A 25,616-nucleotide genomic window follows, 5' to 3' on the forward strand; every position below is an offset into this window, starting at 1 on the left:
GGCGGTCGCTCAGGTGAGGTCGAAGAGGGCGGCGGGGCCGTGCCAGCAGACGGAGCGCATCCAGTCGTCGCCCAGGTCGAGCGCGGCCAGCGACTCCAGCTGGTGCGCGTACTCGTAGGGGATGTTGGGGAAGTCGGTGCCGAGCAGGATGCGCCCGTCCAGGCCGAGGTCGCGCAGGCGGGGCAGGAGCGCGTCCGGGAACCCGGCGAGCGAGGCGAAGCGGGTGAAGACCATCGTCGTGTCGAGGTGGACGCGGTCGTACTCGTCGGCGAGGGCGAAGAAGCCGTCGAACTCGGGCGCGCCGAGGTGCGCGACGATCGCCGTCAGGCGCGGGTGGCGGGCGAGGACCTCCCCGAAGGGGCCGGGGCCGGTGTAGCCGTTGGCGACCGGGCCCGAACCGGCGTGCACGATGGCGGGCACCCCGGCGTCGGCGAGCATCCCCCACACCGCGTCGAGCTCCTTGGCGCGCGGGTCGAAGCCGCCGACCTGGAGGTGGACCTTGAACACGCGGGCACCGGTGTCCAGGGCGCGGCGCACGTAGTCCTCCACACCGGGCTCGGGGTAGAACGTCGCGGTCTGGAGGCATTCGGGGACGCGGGCGGCGAACTGGGCGGTCCACTCGTTCAGCGACTCGGCCATGCCGGGCCGGTGCGGGTAGGCGAGCGAGGTGAACGCGCGGACGCCGAGGCCGCGCAGGAAGGCGAGCCGTTCCTCCTCCGAGTCCCGGTACCGGATGGGCCACTCGGTGCCGATCAGCGGGCCGGCCTCGTCGAAGTACCCCCAGACCGCGCTCATCAGCCGCGGCGGCATGAAGTGGACGTGCACGTCGATGATGCCGGGCAGCCCGAGGGCCCGCCAGAACGCGGGGACGGCTGAATCAGAATGGGGTTCGGTCACCCCCCCGACCCTAGCCGGACGTCAGGTGATCTCCGCCAGCAGGGCGGGCAGCACCGCGCGGAGCTCGCGCCGCCAGTAGGGCCACGTGTGGGTGCCCCGGTAGAAGTGCGTCGAGACCGGGATGCCGAGTTTGCGCAGCTTCTCGGCGAACTCCTGGGAGACGGTGTGGGCGAGGGCCTCCAGGACGTCGGGACCGGCGCCCGGGTCGTACGGGCCCTGGGTGCCGTCGCCGGCGCTCACGTGCACGCGGACGCCGGCGAGCCGGCCCGCGAGGTCGTACGGGTTGTGCTGCCGCCACACGACCCGCTGCTCGTCGGGGTCGCCCCACACGTCCGTCCAGTCCAGGGACGGCGCGCCGATCGCGACGCATAGCTCGACGAGGTCGGCGACGTCGAGCCCGGACGGGTCGCGGTGCAGCGTGTGGACGGGACCGCTGAACGAGGCCGCCGCCCGGAAAAGGCCGCGGTGCCTGGCCGCGTACGCCAGCGCGCCGAGCCCGCCCATCGCGTATCCGGCGACGGCGCGGTCCGGCCCGGCGCGGTATCCGCGTTCCAGGATCTGCCGGAGTTCGGCGAGATGAAAGGTCTCCCACTTCGGCGTGCCGCCCGCGCCGCGATTCCACCAGTCGGTGTAATTGCCGCACGGGCCGCCGTCCGGCATGACGACGATCACATCGGCGTCCTCGGTCAGTTCCTCGATGTCGCTGTGGTCGCTCCACGCGGTGTGGCCGTCCCGGCCGGCGCCGGCCCCGTGCAGGAGCCAGAGCACCGGCCAGGTGCGGGAGGCGTCCCGTGACCAGCCGCGGGGCAGCAGGAGGCGGGCGTGCGCGACGGCGTCCAGGACGGGGGAGCCGATGGCGAGGTCGAGGACGCGGCGGCGCGGGCGGCGCTCGCCGACCACGGTCGCGCCGTCGTCGGAGGGGGCGCCGGGCGGGGCCGTACCGCCCGCCGCGATGGACGCGGTCAACCCGGCGACCATCACGATGAATCCCGCTCCCGCCAAGCCCCGCAGCCGCATGTTCCCGCCCCGGTCATTCAGATGTGCGCCTGTGGGTAAGGATTCCCGCTGACAGCCGTGTTTCAACGCTGTGTAATCGGTTTATAAAATGTCGGGCCGGAGGTTCCGGTCCACGTTCCTTGTAGGGTGACGCGGATGAAGGGGGCGACCGGTCGAGATGCGGAGCGTCCAGATGCGGAGCAAGGCGGAGCTGGAATCGGCGATCGCGGCCGGCGGCCGCGCGGTGCTGGTGGTCAACTCCCGCTCGCGGCGGGGCCGCCGGCTCTACGGCACCGCCCGCCGGCTGCTGCGCGAGGCCGGTCTCGAATTCCCGCACGTCTTCCCGGTCACCGACCCGTCCCGGCTGCGGGAGCTGTTCGCCGACGTCCTCGCGCTGGAGCCCGACCTGGTGGTGGTCGGCGGCGGGGACGGCACGGTCGCCGAGGCGGTCGGGCACCTCGCGCACCGGGACATCGCGCTCGGCGTGCTGCCGCTCGGCACCACCAACAACTTCGCCCGGAGCCTGGAGCTGCCGCTGGACCTGCCGGGCGCGATCGAGACCCTCGCCCTCGGCCGGCCGGGCGCCGGGAAGGTCGCGGACGTGGACGTCGGCTGGTTCGAGTCGACCGGCGACCCGCAGGGCGAGGGCCCGGGCACCGACCGGGAGCACATCTTCGCGAACATGGTGAGCCTCGGCCTGTCGGTCCAGGTCGCCGAGCACGTCCCGCACACGCTCAAGAAGTTCGTCGGGCGTCCCGCCTACGCGCTCACGGCCGCGCGGCTGCTGCCCCGGCACGAGGCGTTCACCGCCCGCGTCAAGATCGACGGTGTGACGCGCGAGCTCGCCACGCACCAGCTGAACATCGCCAACGGCGCGCACCACAGCGGGCAGCGCATCGCCCGCGACGCCAGCCCGGACGACCGGCTGCTGGCCGTCTACCGGCTGGGCGACGAGCGGCGGCTGCGGCTGGCGTCGGCCACGGCCCGGCACGTCCTCACCGGCCAGTGGCGGTCGCTGGAGGAGGACGCGTTCCTCACCACCGCCCAGGTCGAGATCGAGACCGACCCGCCGATGCGGGTCGACGTGGACGGTGAGATCCGCGGCCGCACCCCGGTGTCGATCAAGCTGCGCGGCAACGCGCTGCGGGTGATCGTCCCGCGGACGTTCCTCGACACGTGACCCGCCGGCCGCGGCCGCCGGTCACGCGCGGTCGTCGGCCATGGTGTAGGCGCCGGACTCCAGCCGCTCGATGAGGCCGCGCGTCCAGACGGCGGCGGAGTCGGCGGAGTGGACCCACCAGCCGAGCAGCTCGCGCAGGTGGTCGGCCGGGTCCTGCTCGTCCAGGTGCGGGGCGACGGACGCGCGCCAGCCGGCCAGGCCGTCCAGCCGCTCGCGGAGCAGCCCGACCGCCTCGGCGCGCGGCAGCTCGGTGAGGAAACCGAGGCCGGCCGTCAGCATCTCCGGATGCCGGACGTCGACCGTGGCGAGGGCGCAGCGCAGCAGCCGCAGGAACTCGGCCCGGCCGGCCTCGGTGATCTCGTAGTCGGTGTGCGGCGGCCCCGCCTCGCTCTCCTCCACCTCGTGGGCGCGCAGCAGGCCCTCCTTGGCCAGCTGCCTGAGGGCGTGGTAGATCGAGCCGGGGTTCACGTGGGCCCATTCGTCCGATCCCCACGAGATCAGCTCGCGGCGGACCTCGTAACCGTGCGCCCGCCCGAACCGCCGCACCCCGCCGAGCACCAGCAGCCGCGTCGTCGACATCCGCTCCCCCTGATCGCAAACCTGTTCAGGGTAAGGGCTCCGGCCGGCGCCGCGCGCCATCCTCAGCGCTTCAGGGCGGCGAGGTCCTCCGGAGCGAGGGCCAGGTCCGCGGCCGCGACGTTCTCCTCCAGGTGGTCCGGGGAGCCGGTGCCGGGGATCGCGAGCATCACGGGCGAGAGCGCGAGCAGGCCCGCGAGGAGCACCTGCGGGACGGTCGCGCCGTGCCGGGCGGCGATCGCGTTGACGCGGGCGTCGTCCGGGATGCCGAACCCGCCGAGCGGGAAGTAGGGCGCGTAGGCGATGTGCTCGCGCTCGCACGTCTCCAGGAGCGCGGTGTCCTGCGGCTGCGTCACGTCGAACCGGTTCTGGACGGCCGCGACCGGTGCGATCCTCCGCGCCTCGTGGAGCTGCGCCGGGCTCACGTGGCTCAGCCCGAGGTGCCGGATCAGGCCCTCCTCGCGCAGTCCGGCGAGCACTTCGAAGCGCTCGCCGATCGGCTCGTCCTGCGGCGTCTCCAGGCCACCGGGCCGCAGGTAGACGAGGTCGAGGCGGTCGAGGCCCAGCTCGGCCAGGTTCCGTTCCACCTCGGCGCGCAGCCCGGACGCCGGGAGCTGCCCGGACGGGTACGGGTCGCCCGGTCCCCGGTACGGGCCGACCTTCGTGGCGACGACCAGGCCTGGCGGGTAGGGGGCGAGCGCCGCGCGGATCAGCTCGTTCGCCGCCTGGCCGTCCGGGTGGTGGTAGAACGCGGCGGTGTCGATGTGGTCCACGCCCAGTTCGACGGCCCTGCGCAGGATCTTCAGGCCGGTGCCGCGGTCGTTGGCGGGGCCGCCCCGGGTGCTCGCGGGCAGCCGCATCGCGCCGAAGCCCATCCGGGAGATCCGCAGGTCGCCGCCGAGATCGAAATGCTGTGTCATGGCTCCACTGTGCTGCGCGGACCCGTCCGGCACGAGCGGCTGGCAGCTTGCTGCCAGCGTGGCAGACTGAATCCTGATGACTGTCGATATGGACCGGAATGTCGTGCTGCGCGGCGAGGCCGAGCTGGTCGAGCGCGCCGGCCGGCTGTTCCTCGCGCGGGAGGAGTTCGCCTGCGCCGCGACGGACCTGAACACGTGGGCGCTGCCGGGGTTCCGGGAACGGCTGGTCGCCGAGCGGCGCAGGATCCGGCCGCGGCCGCTCTCCTGCAAGCTGCACAACCCGGCGGCGCTCGCGGACGAGGAGTCCGAGCGGCACCTGGTGGAGATGGCGAGGGCCGGAACGCGGGTGCGGATCTGCGCCACGCCGCTCCCCCACGAGACGATCATCGTGGACCGCCGGGTGGCGATCCTGGCCGGGCCGCCCGAGGCCGGCATCCGCGAGTACACCGTCGTCCGGTCGCCGAGCGTCGTGAAGGGAGTCGTGTCGCTGTTCTGGGCGACCTGGGAGACGGCGATCGAACTCGCCGACTACCGGCGTGACCGGCCGCCCGCGCTGACCGAGGAGAGCCGCCGCATCCTCCGGCTGCTCGCCGGCGGGCTGAAGGACGAGGCGGCGGCGCGGCAGCTCGGCATGTCACTGCGCACCTACCGGCGCCGCGTCGCGGAGATCCTCACCCTGCTGGACGCCGGCTCCCGCTTCCAGGCGGGCCTGCGCGCCCACGAGCTCGGCCTGATCGGATAGCCGTCCGCCGGACGCCGGTCAGCCGCCGACCAGCGGGACCAGCTTGACGAAGACCAGGTCGGGGCCGGCGGTGAGGTCGATCTCCTCGTCGAGGTCCTCCACCTGGCGGTCGGCGGCGAGCACGAAGAATCCGTTGCCGAGAAAGGCGCGCTCGGCGATCTCGGCCTGCCGCTCCCAGTCGATGCGGCGGGCCTCACGAAGCCGGTAGCCGTTCAGCTCCGTCTCGGCGTCGTCCGGGCGGACCAGGCCGTTGAACCGGTCGGACGGGCGCGCGTTGTGCCGGGCGACCTCCTCGCGGACCCGGAGCCTGATCAGCTCACGGACGGTCATCCGGTCCGGCAGCCCGGCCACCTCGAACTCGGCGACGGGCTTTCCCGTCGCCGTCTCGTCCCGGAAGTTCACGGCCGGCATCAGTCACCTCGCTTGATCTGCGCCAGGATGGACTCGTCGTCGATCTCGTCGTCGGCGGCGAGGAGGAAGGCCTTGCTGAGGATGAGGGAGAGCCGCTCGTCCTCGAAGGGCAGGAACACCTTCGCCCCGGCCTTGCGGCGCTCCGGGACGATGCAGAGGAACGTGTCGTCCGGCTCCATGACGATGTTGGCCGAGCCGAGGTGGATCTTGTAGGTGCGCAGCCGCCCCCGGACGATCACGTGCCGGCCGTCGATCGAGCAGCGGCCGGCGATCTTCGTGCGGGGCAGGACGCGCTCCAGGGCGTCCACCCGGGTCTTCGTGGATTCGCCGAGGTCGGCGTACCACTCGCGCACCCAGTACTCGTGCGCCTCACCGTCCTCCCACATGGGGTCGGCGGCGATGGACGTGACGCCCACGAACAGGTCCACGTCCCGCATCGCCTCGCTCAGCACCAGCGGCGGGACGGCGTCGAGCGGTGCCTCCCGCCAGGCACCCTCCTCGCGGCGGTCGAACATGACCCGGTTCGTCCCGGCGATCTCGTGATCGCCCTGCCAGTCGGCCAGCACGTGCGAGAACCTGACCCGCCACTCCCCCGCCGCGAGCGTGCGGACCGCTTCGTCCGCGCCGCCGCCGTCCCACGGGCCGAGGAGGCCGCTCGTCCAGCCGCGGGCCCGGAACAGCGCGAACATCCTCCGGTAGTGGACGAGGTGCGCGGCGAACCGGTTGGAGTACGTCCCGGTCTCCTCCTCGGCGGGCGTGAGGAGGTAGATCTCGCGGAACGCCTGCTTGAACGGCTGCCGGATCCCGCGGTCGACGAGCAGGTCGCGCCACGCGCGTATCTCGTCCGGCCCGGACCCGATCGGGTGCCACAGGCGGACGGCCGCGTCGTCGGCGGCGTCCGGGAGTTCGCCGGTCGCCGGGAGGACGGCCCGCTGGTCGCCGGGCGCGACCTCGATCCGCCAGATCAGCGTGCGCACCGTGGGCCCGGCGATCGGGTGGCGGAGGAGCGTGTCCCGCCAGCGGCCGAACGGGTGGGCGGCGTCGACGGTGAAGCCGCCCTCCAGCGCCCGCGCGAGGGTGACCAGCTGGGCGGAGACCCGTTTCACGAGGTCGCGCAGTTCCTTGACCGCGTCCTTGTGGTCGCGGCGGACGGGCACGGGGACGCCTTTCAGCGCCTTGCCGTCCTTCTCGAAGGTCAGCTCGGCCTTGTCGGTGACGGTGACGACGGCCGTGTAGCCGCCGAGTTCCCGGTGGAGGACGCCGTCCGGGCCGAAGCCGAGATCAGGGAGGCGCAGGGCGACGTCGGTCCGCTCGGCGAGGGCCGTCTCGACCTTCTTGAGCATCTTGTCGAGTTGCTTGGGCACCCCGGCGTGGCGGACGCTCCCGCGTACGGTCCGGATCGCGGTGACCAGTTCGGGCGTGGGGAACTCCTGCGCGGCCCGGACGAGCTCGTACAGCAGCGCCTGCGACGGCAGCGTCTTCGCCTCGGTCGGGGCCACCGAGATGTCGGGGAGGAACCGGTCGAAGAAGCCGGGGAGCCACGGCTCGTCGTTCCGCAGGACAAGGCGCACGGCACGGCCGAGGGTCTCGACCTCGTCGGAGGCGAACGTCCTGTCGGCCCGGTAGGGGATCTCTCCGCGCTGAACGGCCCGAACACGGTCCGCGGCCGTCTCCAGGGCCCGGCGGGCGAACTCGGCATAGGCGGGGATGCCGGCGACGCGATCCCACAACTCCGGGAGGGGCGGCGGGGAGTTGTAGGACCGGTTACGGCCCAGTTCCGTCAGCAGCACACGCTCCGCCGGGGCGAGACGCAGGATGACGTCGAGTTCGTCGAGCGCGACGGGCCCCGTCACCTTCTGGCGAAGTCGTTCCGCCGTGACGTGCATGACGTCCTCGCCCGCGAGCCCGCTGATCGCGAGGAGGGCGAGTCGCTGCTCGTCGCGTTTCCCGCCCAGGAGGAACTCGACCAGCGTGCGGGCCGGCCGCGCGACGTCCGGCCACGGGCCGGTGCAGCGCAGGAGCGCGCCCGCTCCGAGGTCGAGGTCCGCCCACTCCCGTTGGTCCAGCCCGCCGACGAGCGCCTCGAACATCCGCTCGCACGCCTCCGGCGTGTAGCGCGGCTGCCTGTTCTTGCCCTCGTCCTCCACCCTGAACCGGACGGAGGTCGACACGTACGCCGCCTTGGCGCCGACCGCGTACGCGGCGGGCAGGAGGTCGCCGAGGTCCTGGTCGGAGAGTTCCGACAGGCCGGGATACCAGGTGCGGAACTCCTCGTCCTCCGGCGCGGGGTCCGTCATGGCGCGCAGCAGCCGTGCGGCCAGGTTCATCGGGCACCCCTCTTGATCTGTCCCAGAATCGTCTCGTCGGTGATCTTATGGTCGGCCGCGAGCAGGAACGCCTTGCTGAGGATGAGCGAGAGCCTCTCGTCCTCGAAGGGAAGGTACGGAGTGCCCCGGCCGCCTCCTCTCGCCTGCACGATGCACAGGTAGGAGTCGTTCGGCTCCATCAGGATGTTGGACGACCCGAGGTGGATCTTGTAGGTGCGCAGTTCGCCGCGGACGACCAGGTAGCGGCCGTCGATCGAGCAGCGGCCCGCGATCTTCGTGCGCGGCAGGATGCGCTCCAGCGCGGCGCGGCGGACCTCGGCGGTCGCGGTCAGCGCCCCGAACGTCGCCTCACGCCAGTAGGCGGCGTACCTGTCCTCGCCCCGGTCGGCCCAGTCCGGGTCGGCGGCGATCGAGGTGACGCCGACGAAGAGGTCCACGTCCCGCATCGCCTCACTGAAGACGGCGGGCGGGACGTCCGCGACGAGCGCCTCCCGCCATCCGCGTCCCTGCCTGCGCTCGAACCGGACCTGGTCGGTCGCGGCGTGCTCCGGTGCCCAGTCGGCGTCGTCGGCCGGGTCGTGGTAGAAGCACGCCCGCCACTCGCCGCCGCCGAACTCGCCGCGCGCCTCGCCGTTGTAGCCGCCGTCGTAGCGGCCGAGGAAGTTGGCCTGCCAGCCGCGCTCCTTGAACAGCGCGTACAGCCGCCGGTAGTGGACGATGTGCGCGGCGAACCGGTTGGAGTAGGTGCGCGTCTCCTCCTCGGCCGGAGTGAGCAGGTAGATCTCGCGGAACGCCTGCTTGAACGGCTGCCGGATCTGCTCGTCGACCACACGCTCCCGCCAGGCCCGGACTTCGCCGGGCGTCGCCCGGATGGGGTGCCAGAGCCGCACCCGCACGGGGTCGCCCGTGCTCTCCAAGGAGGCGCGCCACACACCGTCCTCGTCCTGGAACTCCCAGATGAGGCCGCGGACGACGACGCCGGTGATCGGGTGGTCGCGGTAGTGCTCGCACCATTCGCGGTAGGGCCAGACGCGGTCTTCCGACATCATGCCCTCGACGCGGGCCCGCTCGCTCGACAGCGTTCCCCGGACCTCCTTGGCGACGGTCTTCAGCCCCTTCAACTCGTCCGGGAAACCGTCCTTGACCGCGGCCGGGGCCGTCCGAGAAGCGCGGCCGCCGGCGTCGGCGAAGGTGAGCCGGACGGTCGCCGCGTCCTCGACCGCGACCCGTGCCGTGTGCTCGCCCAGCGTCCGCTCCAGCGCGCCGCCCGGCCGCAGGCCATGGGCGGGGACGGTGCGCTCGATGAGCTGCGCGCGCGTGATGCCCTGCCGTTCGGCGGCGGCCTGGAGCGCGGTGTCGAGCTGCTTGCGCAGGGCCCGGTTCTTGATCTTCGCGCGCAGTCCCCACAGCGCGGCGAGCGCGTCCGGGTCCTCGATCGCGCCGAGCGCGTTGATCGCCGCTCCCGCGAGCTTCAGGTCCTCGTAGAGGTCGCGGCCGGGTGCGCCCGCGCGCAGGGCGAGCGCCGAGAGCCGGGACGTGGTCTCCGCGCCGCCGGTCAGGGCCGCCGCCCAGACGATGCCGCGCGCGACGTCCCCGTGGTTCTGGTGGACGAGGTACCGGTAGTCGTGGCCGCCGCTCACCCAGTCGGCGTGCGGGCCGTGTTCGCCGGTGTCCAGCAGCTCGTCCTCCGCGAGCGCGCGCAGGCATTCGGCCACGGCGTCGCGCCCGGACGCGGCGTCGGCCAGAGAGAGGCATTCCCGGCGCCACTTCTGTGAGGGACGCGGTGCGGACAGACCGGCCAGATGCCGGACGAACCGGGCCAGCTCCAGCGTGGGCGCCGTCCCCAGGCGGTCGCGCAGCGCCGCGACCCAGGGCTCGCGCACGGGCAGCAGCCCATGGGAGATGTACGTCTCGTCCATGCTCGCCAGCAATGACCGCAGCCGCCTGTCGACGGGGGCGCGCAGCCCGATCGGGACGTCCGCCCGCGCGAACCTCCGGTCGGCGCGCCGGAGCCGGGGTCCGACCTCGCGGAGGCCGCCGGCGTCGAGCCGCTGCGCGGCGGCCAGCGCGGCCTCCAGCACGTCGGCGAGCCGGTCCTCGCTCCCCCGGAGATCGATGGCGCACTGCAGCATGACCGCGACCTCGTCCGGTGTCCAGCCGTCGGTCTTCGACACCAGTCTCAGCAGCGTTCCGCGGTACTCCCAGTAGCCGTAGTCGCCGAAGCCCACGATCAGCATGAGGCAGAAGACGGCTGCGGCCCTGCCGTCACCGTCCGGGCGCCCTTCCAGATTCAGGCGGATCTCGGTTCCGGTCGGGAGGCGCCCGCCGATGTGCTCGAAGAGCGGGCGGGCCCGGTCGAGGGCGGCGAGGCGGACGTCGTCCAGGCCGTCGTTCTTGCGCGCCTCGGCGACCAGGGTGTCGTAGACCATGGCGGGATGCTGGCAGGAGCGACCGACAAAAGCCGCCGATCCCGGCATCTGTTCAGTGACCTCATGGTCACCTACGCTCGGGTGGTACCGCTGCAGAATGACATTCGGGACGGCCCATGGCACACAGCGTGGTGATCATCGGAAGCGGGTTCGGCGGGATCGGGATGGCGATCCGGCTGCGGGAGGCCGGCGTCCACGACGTGGTGATCCTGGAGAAGGCCGCGGACCTCGGCGGAACCTGGCGGGACAACACCTATCCGGGTGCGGCCTGCGACGTGCCGTCCCACCTGTATTCGTTCTCGTTCGAGCGCAAGACGGACTGGTCGCGCCGCTTCCCGCCGCAGCCGGAGATCCTCGAATACCTGCGGCACTGCGCCCGCAAGCACGGCGTGCTCGACAGGATTCGATTCGGCACCGAGGTCACCGAGGCGCGGTTCGACGAGGACGCGGCGCTGTGGCGGGTCTCCACGACGGCCGGCGAGCTGGACGCCCGGGTGCTGATCTCGGCGTGCGGGCAGCTCAACCGGCCCGAGCTGCCGCCGATCGAGGGACGCGAGTCGTTCGCCGGGCCCGCGTTCCACTCGTCCCGCTGGGACCACGGCACCGACCTGCGCGGCAAACGCGTCGCGGTGATCGGAACGGGGGCGAGCGCGATCCAGATCGTCCCGGAGATCGCGAAGGAGGCGGCGGAGCTGCGGCTGTTCCAGCGGTCCGCGCCGTACGTGATCGACAAGCCGGACCGGCCCTACCGGGCATGGGAGCGGGCCGTCCTGAGGGCCGTGCCCGGAGCGTACGAGCTGAGCCGCGCCCGGATCTACACGACGTTCGAGGCGCGGGCCCTCGGCTTCATCAGGTACCCGAGGCTGATGGGTCTCCTGGAGCGCGGCTTCCACCGGCACCTGGCGGAGCAGGTCGGCGATCCCGGGCTGCGCGCCGACCTCGTCCCCGGCTACCGGATGGGATGCAAGCGGATCCTGCTGTCCGGCGACTACTATCCGGCGCTGAACAGGCCGAACGTGGACCTCGTGACCGACCCGATCGAGCGGATCACGGCGACCGGGATCGCCACCGCGGACCGCGCGTACGAGGTGGACGCCATCGTCTACGCGACCGGGTTCCGATCCACCGAGTTCCTCTCCCCCATGAAGATCGCCGGGCGGGGCGGGCGCGAGCTGAACGAGGCGTGGCGGGACGGCGCGCAGGCGCATCTCGGCATCACGGTCAGCGGCTTCCCGAACCTGTTCCTGCTCTACGGGCCGTACACCAACCTCGGGCACAACTCGATCATCTACATGCTGGAGTCGCAGTTCCGGTACGTCGCCGGCTGCGTGCGGGCGCTGCGCGACGCCGGGCTCGACTGGATCGACGTGAAGCCGGACGTCCAGGACGCGTTCACCCGCGAGATGCGGGAGCGGATGCGGGCGACCGTCTGGGAGGCGGGCTGCAAGAGCTGGTACATGACGGCTGACGGCAAGGTCGTGAACAACTGGCCCGGGTACACCTTCGCCTACCGCCGCGCGACCCGCCGTCCCGACCCGCGGCATTTCCGCGCGCGGCACGCTACCGCCCGGTAGCCGGCGCGGCCTAGGCTCGGTGCCATGCCGACCGCCTTCATCACCGGCGCCACCGCGGGGATCGGTGCCGCGTTCGCCCGCCGTCTCGCCTCGGACGGGTTCGACCTGGTCCTGCTGGCCCGGGACGCCGAGCGGCTGGAGCGGACCGCCGCCGGACTGCGCGAACGGTACGCCGTGCACGCCGAGGCGCTGCCCGCCGACCTGTCCACCGAGGAGGGCCTGGCGGCGGCGGAGGACCGCGTCCGCGAGGACGTCGACCTGCTGGTCAACAATGCCGGGTTCGGCAACAAGGGCGTGTTCCTGGACGTCCCGGTATCGGACGAGCTGACCATGCTGAAGGTGCACTGCGAGGCCGTCCTCCGGCTCACGCACGCCGTCCTGCCCGGGATGCTGGAGCGCGGACGAGGCGGCGTCGTCAACGTCTCGTCGGCCGCGGCGTTCGCGACGCGCGGCACGTACGGAGCGTCCAAGGCGTGGGTGGTGAACTTCAGCCAGGGCGTCGCGGTCGACATCGAAGCGCGGTCGCGGGGCGGGGTCCGAGTGATGGCGCTGTGCCCCGGTTTCGTGCGCACCGAGTTCCACGAGCGCGCCCAGATGGACATGTCGGACGTCCCGGAATTCATGTGGCTCGACAAGGACGACGTGGTCGACGCCGCCCTGCGCGACCTGCGCCGGGGCGTGCGGGTCAGCATCCCCGGGCTGCAGTACAAGGTCGCCGTCGGCGTCGGCCGGCTGCTGCCCCGCTCGCTGGTCGCGCGGCTGTCGTCCACTACGGGCCGTAAATACGAGTGATCGATTAGTCAAGGGTCACGGTCTTGTCACGCGCGGTGCGACAGGGCAAGGTGGCAGATCGAGTCGCTTCGATGGCGCGCCGACGGCTCCTCCCACCCCCCGCCCCCGTCCGCCGAGAGGTCTCACCCGATGGGTCACGACCTGGGCTATGCCGCCCTCGCGCTGATCGCGACCACCGTCTACTACGTCGCCTTCCTGATCTTCCGGATCTCCGCGCGCCGCATGGAGCCGCTCCGGGGAGGCCGCCCGCTCCGCGTCGGCTGGCTCATGATGACCGACCCGGTGTGGCTGGTCGGCGGGCTGCTGCTGTTCCTCGGCCTCGGCTACGAGGTGGTGGCGTTCTCCGCCGTCTCGCTCGCCGTCGCGCAGCCGATCTTCGCCGTCAGCCTGGTGTTCCTCGTCGCGTTCGCGGTGCGGTTCCTGGGCGAGCGGCTGAGCGCCCGGGAGTGGGCGAGCGTCGCGCTGTTCGTGCTCGCGACGGTGCTGATCGGGCTGTCCGCCACGTCCGAGGGAAAGCTGCGCGCCGACGCCACGCTCACCGGCACGCTGACCGAGCCGTGGACGATGGCCGCGGTCTGCGCCCCGGCGGTGGTCGTCGCGGCGCTGGTGTGGCTGGTCGGCGACCGCCGCGCGGGCGGCCGGCACGCCCGCAAGCTCGCCGGGGTCGCCTACGGGATCGGCGCGGGCGCGTGCGCCGGGCTGGCCGAGGCCGGGATCCGCGGCATCTCGATCGTCTACGAGGACACCGGGAGCATCCGGGCGGTGATGGAATCCGCCTACCCGTACCTGACGTTCGTGCTCGCCGCCCTCGCGCTCGCGCAGCTGCAGGTGGCGCTGCAGCGCTGCCGGGTCGCGATCGTCGCGGTCGTGCTGACCGTCATCGGCCGGACGTACCTGCTCGTCAGCAGCACCGTCCTGTTCGACGAGCAGTGGCCGCGGGACACCGTGCCGTTCGCGCTGCGGACGGGCGGCTTCGTGCTCGCGCTGGTCGCGCTGGTGTCGTTCCCCCGGTACGAGCGGCCGGCGCGAGCGGCGCCGGAAGCGGCCGCCGGGAAGGGCGTGCGCGCTCGCTCTTGATCGCCTACATTGCCGCAATGGCCCTTTCCCGCCGCCGGGCCCTCGGCACGGCCCTGCTCTCCGCCGCACTGCTCGCCGCCTCCCTGCTGCTCCCGCTGCCCGCGGCTCCCGCGAACGCCGTCGTCGGCGGGACCCCGGCACGGACCGCGGCGTATCCGTGGCTGGCCGCGGTCGGGTCGCCGATCTTCTTCGTCCGGCCGTCCGGCCAGTTCTGCGGCGGCGTGCTGATCAAGCCGGACCGGCTCCTCACCGCGGGGCACTGCGTCTCGATGTTCCGCTCGGTGCCGGGCGTCCTGACGGCCACCTTCGGCCGGGACGACCTCACGGGCCGCGGCGGCGAGACGGTCAAGGTGAAGTCCGTCCGCATGCATCCGAAGTACCGGGAGACCTCGTTCGAGGGCGAGACGGTCGGCCACCACGATCTCGCCGTCCTCACGCTGGCGCGCCGCGTGAACCGTCCTGCCGCGCCCCTCGGCACGCCCGGTTCCGCCCGGGCCGGGCGGATCGCCGGCTGGGGCTTCACCTCCGAGAACGACCTGCTCAACACGCGTCTGCGGGAGGCCGCCGTGCCGCTTCCGGGCGACGCGGCGTGCGAGCGCGCGTACGGCGACTCGTTCGACCCGTCCGACATGCTGTGCGCCGGATCGGAGAAGGCCGACTCGTGCCAGTTCGACAGCGGCGGCCCCCTGATCGCCCGCGGACGCGTCGTGGGACTGGTGTCCTGGGGCCGCGGCTGCGGCGAACCGGGCTACCCGGGCGTCTACGCGAGGCTCACCTCCCTGCCCTGATGCGGACCCTGCCCTTATGCGGACATTGCCGGCCCGCCGTCCCGGCCGGATGCTGACCGTATGCGGGTACTGGTGACGGGGGCGGCGGGATACATCGGATACGCGGTCGGGCGGCGGCTGGCGGCGGCCGGGCACGAGGTGGACGGGCTGGTGCGGCGGGACGCCGGCGTGCCGGACGGCGTCCGTCCCGTCCACGGCGACCTCCTCACCCCGGACACGCTCCCGCGCGGGCCCTACGACGGGGTCTGCCATCTCGCGGCGCTCACCCGCGTCCGCGAGTCGTTCGGCGCGCCGCTGCGGTACTTCACCGCGAACGTCCAGGGCACGGTGAACCTCCTGGAGGCGGTGGACGCGGACCGGGTCGTGTTCGGGTCGACGGCCGCCGTGTACGGGGCGACCGGGCGGCGGCCGATCCCCGAGAGCGCGGAGACGGCGCCGGCCAGCCCGTACGGGGCGTCGAAGCTCGCCGCCGAGCAGGCCGTCCGCTTCCATGCCCGGACGGGCGCGATCGGCGCGGTCGTGCTGCGCACCTTCAACGTCGCCGGGTCGGTGGACGGCCGGGCCGACCCCGACGAGACCCGGCTGATTCCGAAGGCGCTCGCGGTGGCCGCCGGCCGCGCCCCGCGCCTGGAGATCAACGGCGACGGCCTGGCCGTCCGCGAGTTCCTGCACGTGGACGACCTCGCCGCCGCCTACGTCCGGGCGCTGGAGGCCGTCCGTCCCGGCGAGGACCGCGTCTACAACACCGGCACCGGCACCGGGACGGCCGTCCGCGACGTGATCGCCGCCGTCGAGAAGGCGACCGGCCGGCCGGTGCCCGTCCGCCGCCGCCCGGCCCGCCCGGAGGCGCCGGTGCTGGTCTGCGACGCCGCCGCCATCCGGGCCGAGCTCGGCTGGCGGCCGGAACGCTCCACGCTGCCGGAGATCATCGCCGCCTCCTGGAACGCCCTGACCCGCGCGGACGGCTAAACTCGCGCTCGTGCCGGAGCCCAAGTTCGAAGTCCAGATGCTGCACGACCGCGTCATGATCAAGGTCGACAAGGACAGCGGTGAGCGCCGCAGCACCGGCGGCATCGTCATCCCCGCGACGGTCGAGCAGGAGAACCGCCTGGTGTGGGGCGAGGTCTGCGGGGTCGGCCACCACGTGCGGATCGTCAAGGCCGGCGACCGCGTGCTGTTCCACCCCGGCGACCAGTACGAGGTCGAGATCCAGGGCGAGAACTATCTCGTCATGCGCGAGCGCGACCTGCACGCCATCGCCAGCGAACGTCCCGAGCACGGCACCGGCCTCTACCTCTGACCGGGCCCTGCGATACGTCCCCGCGTGCTCACACCAGGAAGAGGAGCATGGCGGCGACCCCGACATCGACGACGCCGCAGGCTTCGGCGTACGACCGGGACACGACCCTGTCGAGCTTCAGGTGCACGGCGTCCCACACCCCGTGCAGGAACCAGCCCGCCGCCACCAGGTAGCGGCCCAGGTCGGGATCCACCGCGAGGCCGGCCAGCGCGATCGCGCCGAAACCGAGCATCCCCGCGGCCTGGATCCCGAACGAGGCCCTCCCGTCCGGCACCTCGCCGATGACCCCCCAGACGAGCAGGACCAGCGCGCCGGCGATGACGACGGTCGACAGCGCGACCACGTCCAGCAGGTCGATCACGACGATGGCCGCCACGATGGCGCCGATCACGGGCCAGGACATCGCGGGGCGGCCGATCCGGTTGAGGATCAGGTATTCCAGGGGCAGCAGGAGCACCGCCTCCCCGAACCCGGACACCGCGTCGGCCAGGTCCCCCAGGCCGGCACTCCAGATGAAGACCACGGACGCGAGGGCCAGCGCCGTCGGCCAGCGCCGCATCAGCGTCCAGAAAGGTCCCCGCCGCTCGCGCACTACTTCGGACATGACGCCGCCTTCCGAATATGACGGGTGGTCAATGGGAGTACTCGTCGCGGCGCCGGAGCATGACGACGAACATGAGCGGGAGCATCACCGCGTGCTCAAGCGTCATCATGGAGCCGGCGGAGACGACGTCCAGCCACAGCAGCGGGAACAGCACCACCAGCGGCGCGAACATCGCCCCGCACATCTCCAGCGAGCCCGCGAGGCCGTGGCCGCGCACGCGCATCCAGACGAGCATCCCGGCCGACATGTCGAACGCCATCTCCAGCGACTCCAGTTCGGGGTGACGCTCCATGAACGGCTCCGCCCCGGTGAGCGCGAGGACGCCCCCCACGGCCGCGCCGAAGACGAACATCCCGATCGCCATCGCGATGACCATCTCCACGTAGTGCCGCGCGAAATGTCCCCAGCCGCCGTGGCGGGGCATGCCGGCTTCGCGGGTCAGTGTGATCTCGTTCCGAGCCTGCACGGGGCTTCTCCCTCACTTACCGCCGTCGGGCTTTCCGACGTCCTCAGCCTGCGGGAACGCGGAAATCTCCAGTAGTGACGTACCGGCATCGGCGCGCATGACATTTGTCATGCGGATACCGGACAAATGGCATCCAGCCGAAATGGGGGCGCTGCTGGAACAATGAGCGGCGTGCATGACGGGGCGAACGAGGGCGGAACCGGCCTTGCGGGCTTTCGCCGCTACACCTGGTGGGCGGTGCCGGGCACCAACGTGGGCGTCCTGATCCTGTTCACCGGCGAATGGATCCTCGACGGCGACGTGCCGGTCCAGCCGCGCCTCTTCAGCGCCGCCGCCCTGGTGGTCGAGGTGACGGCGGTCGTGGCGCTCCTCAACGCGCGGCTGGCGGCCGGCGAGGGCACCGCCCGCCCCCGCCCGCCCGCCGGCTGGCCCGCCGCCGGGGCGCTGGCCGCGGTCGTGCTCGCCGTCTGCCCGCTGACCCTGCGCAACTACGGGCTGTGGCCGATGGCGCCCGCCATCATGACGGCGGTCGCCGCGACGTACCTGGACGGCCGGCCCCGGCGGTGGCTGATCATCGGCGCGACGGCCCTCGCGGCGCTGCCGGGCGGCGCCGTCAGCCTGGTGAGCGGGGACGGCCGGCTGGTGTACGCCGCGCTGTTCCCGCCCGGGATCACCGCCTTCGTCATCTGGGCCATGCTCGGCCCCCTGTGGGCCTGGGACATCACGGGACGGCTGGACCAGGCCCGGCGGTTGTCGGCGGAGCTGGCGGTCAAGGACGAGCGCCTGCGGTTCGCCGCCGACCTGCACGACATCCAGGGCCACCACCTCCAGGTCATCGCGCTGAAGAGCGAACTGGCCGCCCGGCTCGCCGAGACCGACCCGGCGCGCGCCGCCGCCGAGATGAAGGAGGTGCGGCGGCTGGCCGCCGACGCGCTCCGCGACACCCGCGCCGTGGTGCTGGGCTACCGCCGCACGAGCCTGGACGACGAGATCGCCAACGCCACCCGCGTCCTGGCCTCGGCGGGCATCGACGCCCGCACCACCGCGGACCCCGCCGCCATCGGAGATGGCGCCCGCCACCTGCTCGGACTGGTGATGCGAGAGGCCACCACCAACCTCCTCCGGCACAGCCGCGCACGCCACGCGTCGGTCGACTACCGCGTCACCGGCGGCGTCGCGCGCCTCCGGGTGACCAACGACGGCGCCTTCGAGGTCACCGCCGGCACCGCGTCCGGCACCGGGCTGCGGTCCCTGTCCGGACGGCTGAGAGCGGCGGGCGGCGACCTGACGTGGACCCACGACGGCGGCCGCTTCGAGATCGAGGCGTCCCTGCCCGCGGCCGGTCCCGGGAACGAGGAGGGGCGATGATCCGCCTGCTGATCGCCGACGACGAGGACCTCCTCCGCAGCGCCCTCGCCTCCCTGCTCGCCCTTGAGGAGGACCTCGCCGTCGTCGCCGAGGCGTCCACCTCCACCGACGCGGTGCGCCTCGCCCGCGAGCACCGCCCGGACATCGCGGTCCTGGACCTGGAGATGCCGCCCGCCGACGGGCTGCGCGCCGCCGAGGAGATCAGGGCGGCGCTGCCGACCCAGGTCGTCCTGGTCACGCGGCACGCCCGCCCCGCCGTGCTCCGCCGTGCCCTCGCCGCCGGCGTCCGCGGCTTCGTCCCCAAGACGACCCCGGCCGCCCGGCTCGCCGAGATCATCCGCGACGTCGCCGCCGGCCGCCGCTACGTCGACCCCGACATCGCCGCCTCCGCGCTGACCGAGGACGAGTGCCCCCTCACCGACCGCGAGCTGGAGGTCCTGCGCGCCGCCCGCACCGGTGCCTCCGTCAACGAGATCGCCGCCCAGGTCCATCTGGCGCCGGGGACGGTCCGCAACTACCTCTCCGCGGCCATGGCGAAGCTCCAGGTCTCCACCCGCCACGCCGCCGCCCACCACGCATGGCAGCAAGGCTGGATCTGACGGGCTCTCACCGTTCGGGGAGGACCAGGGTGCCGTCGAGCCGCCGGGGAAGGCGCCACGGGTCGTCGTCGCGCAGTGGCGGCGGGAGGAGCCGCGGCGGGCAGTTCTGGTAGGCGACCGGGCGGAGGAAGCGCCGGATCGCGTCCGTGCCGACGGAGGTCGTGGCGGGGGCGGTCGTGGCGGGGTAAGGGCCGCCGTGCTGCTGGGCCCAGCCGACGGCGACGCCCGTGGGGTAGGAGTCGAAGACCAGGCGGCCCGCCCGGTCCCGGGCCACGGCGGCGAGGCGCGCGGCGAGGCCGGTCTCGCCGGGTTCGCTGTGCAGGGTGACCGTGAGCGTGCCGGAGGCCGAGGCGAGGGCGTCGGCAAGGTCGTCCTCGCCGGTGTACTCCAGGACGACGGTCACCGGGCCGAAGCATTCCTCCAGGAGGAGTTCGGACGAGCCGAGCAGGGTGACCGGGCCCGCCATGAGCCGCGCGGCGGTCTGGCGACTCTCGCCCGTCCGGCCGGTCGCGACCGTGCGCAGGCCGGGGATGGAGGCGCGGTCGGCCACGCCCTCGGTGAAGGCGGTGCGGATGGAGTCGCCGAGGAGCGTCTGCGGGGCGAGGTACGTGAAGTGCCCGGCCATCGCTTCGGGCAGGCCGGCCCCGGCGGGGGCGAGGACGAGGCCGGGCTTCACGCAGAACTGGCCCGCGCCGAGCGTCACGGAGTCCGCCAGGCCCTTGGCGATCTCCGTCAGCCGGGCCTTCGCCGCGCCGGGCGTCACGACGAGCGGGTTGAGGCTGCCCAGCTCGCCGTAGAACGGGATCGGCTCCGGACGTGCCCCGGCCAGGTCGTGCAGGTGACGGCCGCCGCGGAGGGAGCCGGTGAAGCCGATCGCGCGCACCCGGCCGTCCTGGACCAGGGCGGTGCCCGCATCGCGGCCGTGGACGAGCTGGACCACGTCGTCGGGGAGGCCCGCCGCGGCGGCGCCCGCGCGGAGCGCGCCGAGGGTCAGGGCCGAGGTCTCCGGGTGGAGCTCGTGGGCCTTGACGACCACGGTGCAGCCCGCGGCGAGGGCGGAGGCGGTGTCGCCGCCTGCGACGCCGAACGCGAACGGGAAGTTGGAGGCGGAGAACACGCCGGCGACACCGAGCGGGACGTTCATGCGGCGCAGGTCGGGCCGGGGCGGGGTGGCGCCGGGATCGGCGGAGTCGATGCGGACGTCGAGGAAGGATCCTTCGCGCAGCACCTCGGCGAACAGCCGGAGCTGCCCGGTGGTGCGGGCCACTTCCCCCGTCAGCCGTGCGACGCCGAGGGCCGTCTCGGCGTCGGCCGCCGCGACCAACGCGCTCGCGCGGGCGTCGAGGGCGCCGGCCATCGCGTCCAGCAGCGCGGCGCGCTCCCGCGGCCCGGCCTCGTCGAGGACGGGCAGCAGTTCGGCGGCGCGGCGGCAGACCGCGCCCACCTCCTGCGGGGTCGCCGCGGCGTACTCCCCGCGCTGCCCGCCGGAGCGCGCGTCGATGCTCCGGACCGGCACGGGGGTCCTCCAGGTCAGGTCGGAGGGGGTGCGGACGGCCGGAGGCAGCAGCGGCCCGGCCTCCTCCAGCAGCAACCGTGCGACCTCGATCGCGCCCGCGCCGGTGAAATGGGTGTCGTCGGCGCTGCCGTGCGGATAGTTGGGGTGCGGGCCGAGCCACAGGAACAGCCTCTCGGTGGCCTCTGCGCCGAGTTCTCGCCAGCGGCGCGCGCTGGCGTCCTGCAGGTCGATCAGCGGGATCCCCTCGGCGGCGGCCAGCGCCTTCATCGCCGCCGGGTACTCGCCGTGGGTCGGGGACCCGCCCGGGGTGCGGCGCTCGACCGAGGTCACCAGCACCGGACGAGCTCCCCGGGCCCGGGCGCCCTCGGCGTAGCGGAGCAGGTGGGCGGTGTAGGAGCCGTGGGGGGCGCCGAACCGTCCCCGGTCGTGCCTTCCGTCGTTGTGGCCGAAGCAGATCAGCAGCAGGTCGTCCGGGCCGATCTCGGCCATGATCCGCTCGTACATGCCGAGCTGCTCGATCGAACTGCGCACGCTCGCGCCGGGGTAGGCCTCGTTGACGACCGGGACGTCCAGGAAGGCGGCGAGCGCCTGCCCCCAGCCCGCCTGAGGCGCCTGGCCCGACGGGTAGTCCGCGGCCGTCGAGTCGCCCGCGATGAAGATCCTCATGGGGTCGTCCTCTCGGTGGCGAGGTCGCGGGCGCGATCCGGAGTGAGCCGCCCGTCGGCGACCAGCACGGTGATCGCCCGGTCCAGCCGCTCCGGGACGGTCAGCGGCCGGTCCCATGCCAGCGCAGGGCCGACGCCCGGATATTCGGCGACCCGCACGAACCACGGATCCAGGCCGGTGGTCTGGACGAAAACCAGGCTCCACGCGTCCGAGGTCAGTGCGAGCCAGGGGGTGACACTGCCGTGCACGGCCTCCTCGCCGGATGCCTCGCCGGTGAAGACGGCCAGCCCGGTGGCGTCCTTGGGGGCGCGCCAGAAGAATCCGCCGTAGCCCGCGCCGGTCCGGCCCTTGCAGGCCGAACTCTGCAGGACGAGCGGCCGCCCGGTCCGGCCGGTCAGCGTGAACGCGACGTCCAGTGCCCAGGCGCCGGGCACGGTCCGCGCGGTCAGGGTCCGCTCCTCGCCGGCGAGGACGGTGCCGTCCGGGCCGACCCAGTCGAGGCTCTCCGCGTAACCGCCGTCGACCGGACGGAGCGTGCGCCGCCGCTGCCGTCCATGGTTGGGAAGCATCTTCGGCCCTGCACCGCGGACGTAGGTGGAGCCGCCCCAGAAGTTGGCCCCGTCGACGTCGGAGATCGCGATGCTCGCCCCGAAGTGGTGGACGTGGTCGTCCGGCTGGACCTCGGTGACGACCGTCCCGCCGAGGGTCCGGACCGGGTGCAGGTGGGGCCGCGGCGCGTCGGTGGCCTGCAGATCGCCGCGCTGGACGTAGGCGGCGGGAGCCGGAGGAGATCGTGATCGAGCGGGGCGCGGGCGCGCACGGCGGCGGTGACGCCCTGCTGCTCGACGACGTGTTCCGGGGCCCGTCGGAGGACCCGCTCGCCCGCCAGGCCGGGCACCGCGCGGGCATCGCGAGCGTGATGATCGGCGTGTCGGCCGGCCTGTCGGCGGCGTCCGGCGCCCCCGTCGCCCTCACCGCGGGCGGCACCCGCCTGGCGGGCTGATGCTCGGCGAGTTCTCGGGCCTGGCGGAGATCGCCATGCGCGGCCGCGGCCTGTTCCCTCCGCCGGGCCCGGACCTGCGCGAGCGGCTCCGGGACGCGCTCGGCCTGCTGGAGCTGACCGCCGGGGACGTCCGGGTCGAACGCCGCTGGACCGGGGCGGGCCTGGCGGGAGAGGAGCTGTCCTGGACGGTCGGCTTCGGCCCCCGCACCCGCGCCTTCCTGCTCCGCCCGCGCGACGCCGCGGGCCCGCTGCCGGGCGTCGTCGCGATGCACTGCCACGCGGGCATGAAGTGGGCGGGCAAGGACAAGATCGCCGACGGTCCGGAGCCGCCCGCTCCGGAGATCGTCCGCCTGCGAGCCCGGCTCTACGGCGGCCGCGCCTACGCGAACGAGCTGGCCCGCCGAGGCTTCGCCGTGCTGGTCCACGACGTCTTCGCCTGGGGCGGCCGCCGCTTCCCGCTGGAAACCGGTCCGGGCCCGGACGCGAGCGAGCCCGACCGCTACGACCGCGCCGCCCGCGACCACGAGCACGTCCTGGCGAAGGCGTGCACCGTGCTGGGCACCTCGTTCGCGGGCGTCCTCGCCTCCGAGGACCTCGCGGCCGCGGCGTATCTGCGCTCCCGGCCCGACATCACCGCCGTCAGCACGATCGGCCTGTCGGGCGGCGGGGGCCGGGCCGCCCTCCTCGGCGCGCTCGATCCGGGGATCGGGGCCGTCGCCGTGGCCGCAGTGGTGTCCTCGTTCCGCGATCTCTGCGAAGAGCACGTGGCCGCCCACTCGTGGATGCTGTTCCCGGCGGGCCTGACCCGCCTGGCCGACTGGCCCGGCGTGGTCGCCGCCCGCGCACCGGCCCCGCTGATGGTCCTCTACGCCACCGCGGACCCGCTCTTCCCCATCCAGGGCATGCACCGGGCTCACCGCCAGATCACCGAGGCCTACCGGAGGGCGCCGGACCGGTACACGGGAACCTTCTTCGACGCGCCCCACGTCTTCGACCGTCCCATGCAGGACGCGGCCTTCGCCTGGCTCGCCGACGTCGGCGCGACGGCGGCCTAGCGGCTCCCGCCTCCCCGTTTTCGCAGGTGTACGGCGGGTCCGGAAGTTCTCAGAAAAAGATCCGCAGCCGTGTCGATCCGGGTCGCCTCCCGTTCGACCTAGGGATGAGAGGGTCCGAGAGAGGGGCCCGGACGACACAGGGAGACGGACGATGAAGTACATGCTGATCATGCGCGCCACCGACGAGGCGTTCGCGGGGATGGGGGAGATCGACTTCACCGAGATGATCGCGACGGTCGGCCGGTACAACCAGGAGCTGATCCGGGCCGGTGTGCTGCTCGCCGCCGAGGGGCTCGACGACGCGCAGGAGGGCGTGGTCGTGGACTATTCGGCCGAGCCGCCGGTGGTGACCGACGGCCCGTACGGGGAGACCAAGGAGCTGTTCGGCGGGTTCTACATCCTCAACGTGGCCTCCAAGGAGGAGGCCGTCGAGTGGGCGAAGCGGTCGCCGATGACCGGCCCGGGGTTCAAGACCGAGATCCGCCGGGTCACCACGATCGACGAGTTCCCGCAGGACAACGAGTGGATCCAGAAGGAGCGGGCGTGGCGCGAGGCCACCGGTCAGCTCTGATGTCCGACTCCACCGGCCGGGCGGCCGTCGCCGTCGTCTGGAAGATCGAGTCCGCGCGGATCGTCGGTGCGCTCGCCCGGTACACCGGCGATTTCGCGCTGGCCGAGGACCTCGCCCAGGAGGCGCTGGCCGAGGCCCTGGTGACCTGGCCGCGCGACGGCGTGCCGCGCAACCCCGCGGGGTGGCTGCTCACCGTCGGCCGGCGCCGCGCGATCGACGCCTACCGGCGGCGCGCCGCCCGCGATGAGAGGTACGCCGCCCTCGCCCATGACCTGGGCGAGGGCGGCGTGGCCTCCGGCCGCGCACCCTCCGATCCGGCCCGGGAGGACGACGACGTGCTGTGGGATCCGGACCAGATCGACGACGACGTCCTCGCGCTGATGTTCGTCTCCTGCCACCCCGTGCTGTCGCGGGAGGCGAGGGTGGCGCTCACCCTGCGGGTCGTCGGCGGTCTGACCAGCGACGAGATCGCCAAGGCGGTCCTGGTCCCGACCGCCACCGTGCAGGCCCGCATCACCCGGGCGAAGAAGACCCTGGGCGCGGCCCGGGTGCCGTTCGAGGTGCCGCCGCCCGGGGAGCGGGCCGGGCGGCTCGGCCCGGTCCTCAGCGTCATCTACCTGATCTTCACCGAGGGGTCCTCGGCCAGCTCCGGCGACACGCTGATCCGGTTCGACCTCGCCGGCGAGGCGCAGCGCCTCGCGCGGGTGCTGAGCCGGCTGATGCCGGACGAGCCCGAGGTCCACGGCCTGCTCGCGCTGCTGGAGCTGACCGCGGCGCGCTTCCCCGCCCGGACCGGCCCGGACGGCGAGCCGGTGCTGCTGGAACACCAGGACCGCGGCCGCTGGGACCGCTCCGCGATCCGCCGCGGACGAGCCGCTCTCGCCCGCGCGGAACGGGCCGGGCGCGGCCTCGGCGCCTACGGCCTGCAGGCCGCGATCGCCGAATGCCACGCCGTCGCCGCGTCCGTCGACGAGACCGACTGGGACCGCATCGTCCTCATCTACGAGGCCCTCGGCCGCCTGGCGCCGTCCCCGGTGGTCGACCTCAACCGCGCGGTGGCGGTCTCCATGGCCCAGGGACCGGCCGCGGCCCTGCCCATCGTGGACGCGCTCGTGGCCGCCAAGGCGCTCCCGGACTCGCACCTCCTGCCGACCGTCCGCGGCGAGCTGCTCACCCGCCTCGGACGCACCGGCGAGGCGCGCACCGAACTGGAACGCGCACTGCGGCTCTGCGGCAACGCACGAGAACGGACCGTTCTGGAGCGCAAGCTCGCCGCCCTCTGACCTCCCGGCGCACGAGGATCAGGAGTCGGGTTCGAGCAGGAAGACGGGCCGGTCCCCTGTGGGAGGACGCCCCTCGAAGGCGTCCCGGACGAACGGCACGATGCCGAACTTGCGGCGATAGGCGGCGAGGATCGGCTCCACGCGCTCGTCGTCGATCTCGGTGAGCCGCACCCGGCGGAACCGCCGCCCGCGGCCGACCTCGGCTCGGCCGTCGGCGCGGGCGTTGTGGACCCAATGCGTTTCGCCGAAGGGCGAGACGAGCCACTGCCTCCCGTCCAGCTTCAGCAGGGCGACGGGAGTGGTGCGGGGCAGGCCGCTGCGCCGGCCGCGGGTGCGCAGCAGGACCAGCGGGCCCATCGGGAGCCCCCAGGCGAGCATCCGGGACGGCACGCGGTTCATCCGCGCCAGCCTCGGCGGAAGATCGGCGGTCATGTCATCACTCCGTCACGGTGTCGCGGACACGTAAGTGGTGGAAC

The 25,616-nt window shown here is 73.3% G+C and carries 27 protein-coding genes; 15 read left to right on the forward strand and 12 right to left on the reverse strand.

The annotated features are described in order from the left end of the window. Positions 1-9: 9 nt before the first annotated feature. Together ACQPXG_RS30295 and ACQPXG_RS30300 are read right to left on the reverse strand one after the other, a co-directional pair. A complete protein-coding gene (locus ACQPXG_RS30295; RefSeq protein WP_433462541.1) occupies positions 10-897 on the reverse strand; it encodes an amidohydrolase family protein in 888 nt (295 codons plus the stop codon). 21 nt (positions 898-918) lie between these two features. Next, positions 919-1,914, reverse strand: coding sequence for an alpha/beta hydrolase (locus ACQPXG_RS30300; protein ID WP_433462542.1), 996 nt, complete (start codon positions 1,912-1,914; stop codon positions 919-921). Positions 1,915-2,086: 172 nt separating this feature from the next. Between ACQPXG_RS30300 and ACQPXG_RS30305 the strand changes: the two genes are divergently transcribed. Then, on the forward strand, positions 2,087-3,073 hold the full coding sequence (locus ACQPXG_RS30305; RefSeq protein WP_433462543.1) for a diacylglycerol/lipid kinase family protein: 987 nt from the start codon (positions 2,087-2,089) through the stop codon (positions 3,071-3,073). A 21-nt stretch (positions 3,074-3,094) separates the two neighbouring features. Here the strand turns inward: ACQPXG_RS30305 and ACQPXG_RS30310 are convergent, their stop codons facing one another. Both ACQPXG_RS30310 and ACQPXG_RS30315 read right to left on the reverse strand, forming a co-directional pair. After that, positions 3,095-3,652, reverse strand: a complete 558-nt coding sequence (locus ACQPXG_RS30310; protein ID WP_433462544.1) for a PadR family transcriptional regulator — start codon at positions 3,650-3,652, stop codon at positions 3,095-3,097. A gap of 62 nt (positions 3,653-3,714) precedes the next feature. After that, on the reverse strand, positions 3,715-4,569 hold the full coding sequence (locus tag ACQPXG_RS30315) for an aldo/keto reductase (RefSeq protein WP_433462545.1): 855 nt from the start codon (positions 4,567-4,569) through the stop codon (positions 3,715-3,717). Positions 4,570-4,645: 76 nt separating this feature from the next. On the opposite strand from ACQPXG_RS30315, the gene ACQPXG_RS30320 reads away from it, so the two are divergent. Next, positions 4,646-5,311: a DNA-binding response regulator gene (locus tag ACQPXG_RS30320; RefSeq protein ID WP_433462546.1), complete on the forward strand. Its 666-nt coding sequence runs from the start codon at positions 4,646-4,648 to the stop codon at positions 5,309-5,311. 18 nt (positions 5,312-5,329) lie between these two features. Here ACQPXG_RS30320 and ACQPXG_RS30325 read toward each other — a convergent pair whose 3' ends face one another. The 3 genes from ACQPXG_RS30325 to ACQPXG_RS30335 are packed head-to-tail and all read right to left on the reverse strand — an operon-like array spanning position 5,330 to position 10,478. Continuing rightward, entirely contained in the window at positions 5,330-5,722 is a 393-nt protein-coding gene (locus ACQPXG_RS30325) for a hypothetical protein (RefSeq protein WP_433462547.1), read from the reverse strand. Next, positions 5,722-8,049 (reverse strand): DUF4132 domain-containing protein, encoded by a 2,328-nt coding sequence (locus ACQPXG_RS30330; protein WP_433462548.1) that lies wholly within the window; start codon positions 8,047-8,049, stop codon positions 5,722-5,724. Before ACQPXG_RS30330 ends, ACQPXG_RS30325 begins: the two co-directional genes overlap by 1 nt. Continuing rightward, a complete protein-coding gene (locus ACQPXG_RS30335; protein ID WP_433462549.1) occupies positions 8,046-10,478 on the reverse strand; it encodes a DUF4132 domain-containing protein in 2,433 nt (810 codons plus the stop codon). Before ACQPXG_RS30335 ends, ACQPXG_RS30330 begins: the two co-directional genes overlap by 4 nt. A 116-nt stretch (positions 10,479-10,594) precedes the next feature. Between ACQPXG_RS30335 and ACQPXG_RS30340 the strand changes: the two genes are divergently transcribed. From ACQPXG_RS30340 to ACQPXG_RS30365, 6 genes are all read left to right on the forward strand, one after another. Further along, positions 10,595-12,052, forward strand: coding sequence for a flavin-containing monooxygenase (locus tag ACQPXG_RS30340; RefSeq protein ID WP_433462550.1), 1,458 nt, complete (start codon positions 10,595-10,597; stop codon positions 12,050-12,052). 24 nt (positions 12,053-12,076) lie between these two features. After that, on the forward strand, positions 12,077-12,844 hold the full coding sequence (locus tag ACQPXG_RS30345) for an SDR family NAD(P)-dependent oxidoreductase (RefSeq protein ID WP_433462551.1): 768 nt from the start codon (positions 12,077-12,079) through the stop codon (positions 12,842-12,844). Between the two features lie 129 nt (positions 12,845-12,973). Further along, positions 12,974-13,921, forward strand: coding sequence for a DMT family transporter (locus ACQPXG_RS30350; protein ID WP_433462552.1), 948 nt, complete (start codon positions 12,974-12,976; stop codon positions 13,919-13,921). A gap of 17 nt (positions 13,922-13,938) precedes the next feature. Beyond that, positions 13,939-14,709, forward strand: a complete 771-nt coding sequence (locus ACQPXG_RS30355) for a serine protease (protein WP_433462553.1) — start codon at positions 13,939-13,941, stop codon at positions 14,707-14,709. Positions 14,710-14,769: 60 nt separating this feature from the next. Continuing rightward, positions 14,770-15,678 (forward strand): NAD-dependent epimerase/dehydratase family protein, encoded by a 909-nt coding sequence (locus ACQPXG_RS30360; protein ID WP_433462554.1) that lies wholly within the window; start codon positions 14,770-14,772, stop codon positions 15,676-15,678. Between the two features lie 10 nt (positions 15,679-15,688). Further along, positions 15,689-16,009, forward strand: a complete 321-nt coding sequence (locus ACQPXG_RS30365; protein ID WP_433462555.1) for a GroES family chaperonin — start codon at positions 15,689-15,691, stop codon at positions 16,007-16,009. A 28-nt stretch (positions 16,010-16,037) separates the two neighbouring features. On the opposite strand, the gene ACQPXG_RS30370 is transcribed toward ACQPXG_RS30365, so the two are convergent. Further along, positions 16,038-16,613, reverse strand: a complete 576-nt coding sequence (locus ACQPXG_RS30370; protein WP_433462556.1) for a hypothetical protein — start codon at positions 16,611-16,613, stop codon at positions 16,038-16,040. A 28-nt stretch (positions 16,614-16,641) separates the two neighbouring features. Continuing rightward, complete coding sequence (locus tag ACQPXG_RS30375; RefSeq protein ID WP_433462557.1) at positions 16,642-17,079, reverse strand: hypothetical protein; 438 nt, start codon at positions 17,077-17,079, stop codon at positions 16,642-16,644. Between the two features lie 162 nt (positions 17,080-17,241). On the opposite strand from ACQPXG_RS30375, the gene ACQPXG_RS30380 reads away from it, so the two are divergent. Both ACQPXG_RS30380 and ACQPXG_RS30385 read left to right on the forward strand, forming a co-directional pair. Beyond that, positions 17,242-18,447, forward strand: coding sequence for a sensor histidine kinase (locus ACQPXG_RS30380; RefSeq protein WP_433462558.1), 1,206 nt, complete (start codon positions 17,242-17,244; stop codon positions 18,445-18,447). Continuing rightward, positions 18,444-19,046, forward strand: a complete 603-nt coding sequence (locus ACQPXG_RS30385; protein WP_433462559.1) for a response regulator transcription factor — start codon at positions 18,444-18,446, stop codon at positions 19,044-19,046. The genes ACQPXG_RS30380 and ACQPXG_RS30385 overlap by 4 nt, the downstream gene beginning before the upstream one ends. Positions 19,047-19,053: 7 nt before the next feature. Here the strand turns inward: ACQPXG_RS30385 and ACQPXG_RS30390 are convergent, their stop codons facing one another. Continuing rightward, positions 19,054-21,228, reverse strand: coding sequence for an aldehyde dehydrogenase family protein (locus ACQPXG_RS30390; RefSeq protein WP_433462560.1), 2,175 nt, complete (start codon positions 21,226-21,228; stop codon positions 19,054-19,056). After that, a complete protein-coding gene (locus ACQPXG_RS30395; RefSeq protein ID WP_433470075.1) occupies positions 21,225-21,950 on the reverse strand; it encodes a PmoA family protein in 726 nt (241 codons plus the stop codon). Before ACQPXG_RS30395 ends, ACQPXG_RS30390 begins: the two co-directional genes overlap by 4 nt. Between ACQPXG_RS30395 and ACQPXG_RS30400 the strand changes: the two genes are divergently transcribed. The 5 genes from ACQPXG_RS30400 (at position 21,882) to ACQPXG_RS30420 (ending at position 25,140) form a co-directional block, all read left to right on the forward strand. Further along, on the forward strand, positions 21,882-22,025 hold the full coding sequence (locus tag ACQPXG_RS30400) for a hypothetical protein (RefSeq protein ID WP_433462561.1): 144 nt from the start codon (positions 21,882-21,884) through the stop codon (positions 22,023-22,025). The two genes, ACQPXG_RS30395 and ACQPXG_RS30400, sit on opposite strands and share 69 nt — an antisense overlap. Then, positions 22,022-22,231 carry a hypothetical protein gene (locus ACQPXG_RS30405; RefSeq protein WP_433462562.1) on the forward strand — a complete coding sequence of 70 codons (210 nt, stop codon included), beginning with the start codon at positions 22,022-22,024 and terminating at the stop codon, positions 22,229-22,231. Before ACQPXG_RS30400 ends, ACQPXG_RS30405 begins: the two co-directional genes overlap by 4 nt. Then, complete coding sequence (locus ACQPXG_RS30410) at positions 22,231-23,286, forward strand: hypothetical protein (protein WP_433462563.1); 1,056 nt, start codon at positions 22,231-22,233, stop codon at positions 23,284-23,286. The genes ACQPXG_RS30405 and ACQPXG_RS30410 overlap by 1 nt, the downstream gene beginning before the upstream one ends. A 151-nt stretch (positions 23,287-23,437) precedes the next feature. Further along, entirely contained in the window at positions 23,438-23,857 is a 420-nt protein-coding gene (locus ACQPXG_RS30415) for a YciI family protein (protein WP_433462564.1), read from the forward strand. Continuing rightward, on the forward strand, positions 23,857-25,140 hold the full coding sequence (locus ACQPXG_RS30420) for an RNA polymerase sigma factor (protein ID WP_433462565.1): 1,284 nt from the start codon (positions 23,857-23,859) through the stop codon (positions 25,138-25,140). The genes ACQPXG_RS30415 and ACQPXG_RS30420 overlap by 1 nt, the downstream gene beginning before the upstream one ends. An 18-nt stretch (positions 25,141-25,158) precedes the next feature. Here ACQPXG_RS30420 and ACQPXG_RS30425 read toward each other — a convergent pair whose 3' ends face one another. After that, positions 25,159-25,572: a nitroreductase family deazaflavin-dependent oxidoreductase gene (locus ACQPXG_RS30425; protein ID WP_433462566.1), complete on the reverse strand. Its 414-nt coding sequence runs from the start codon at positions 25,570-25,572 to the stop codon at positions 25,159-25,161. Between the last annotated feature and the right edge of the window lie 44 nt (positions 25,573-25,616).

Origin of the sequence: Spirillospora sp. CA-128828 (assembly GCF_050945415.1) — a bacterium.
Taxonomy (GTDB): domain Bacteria; phylum Actinomycetota; class Actinomycetes; order Streptosporangiales; family Streptosporangiaceae; genus Spirillospora.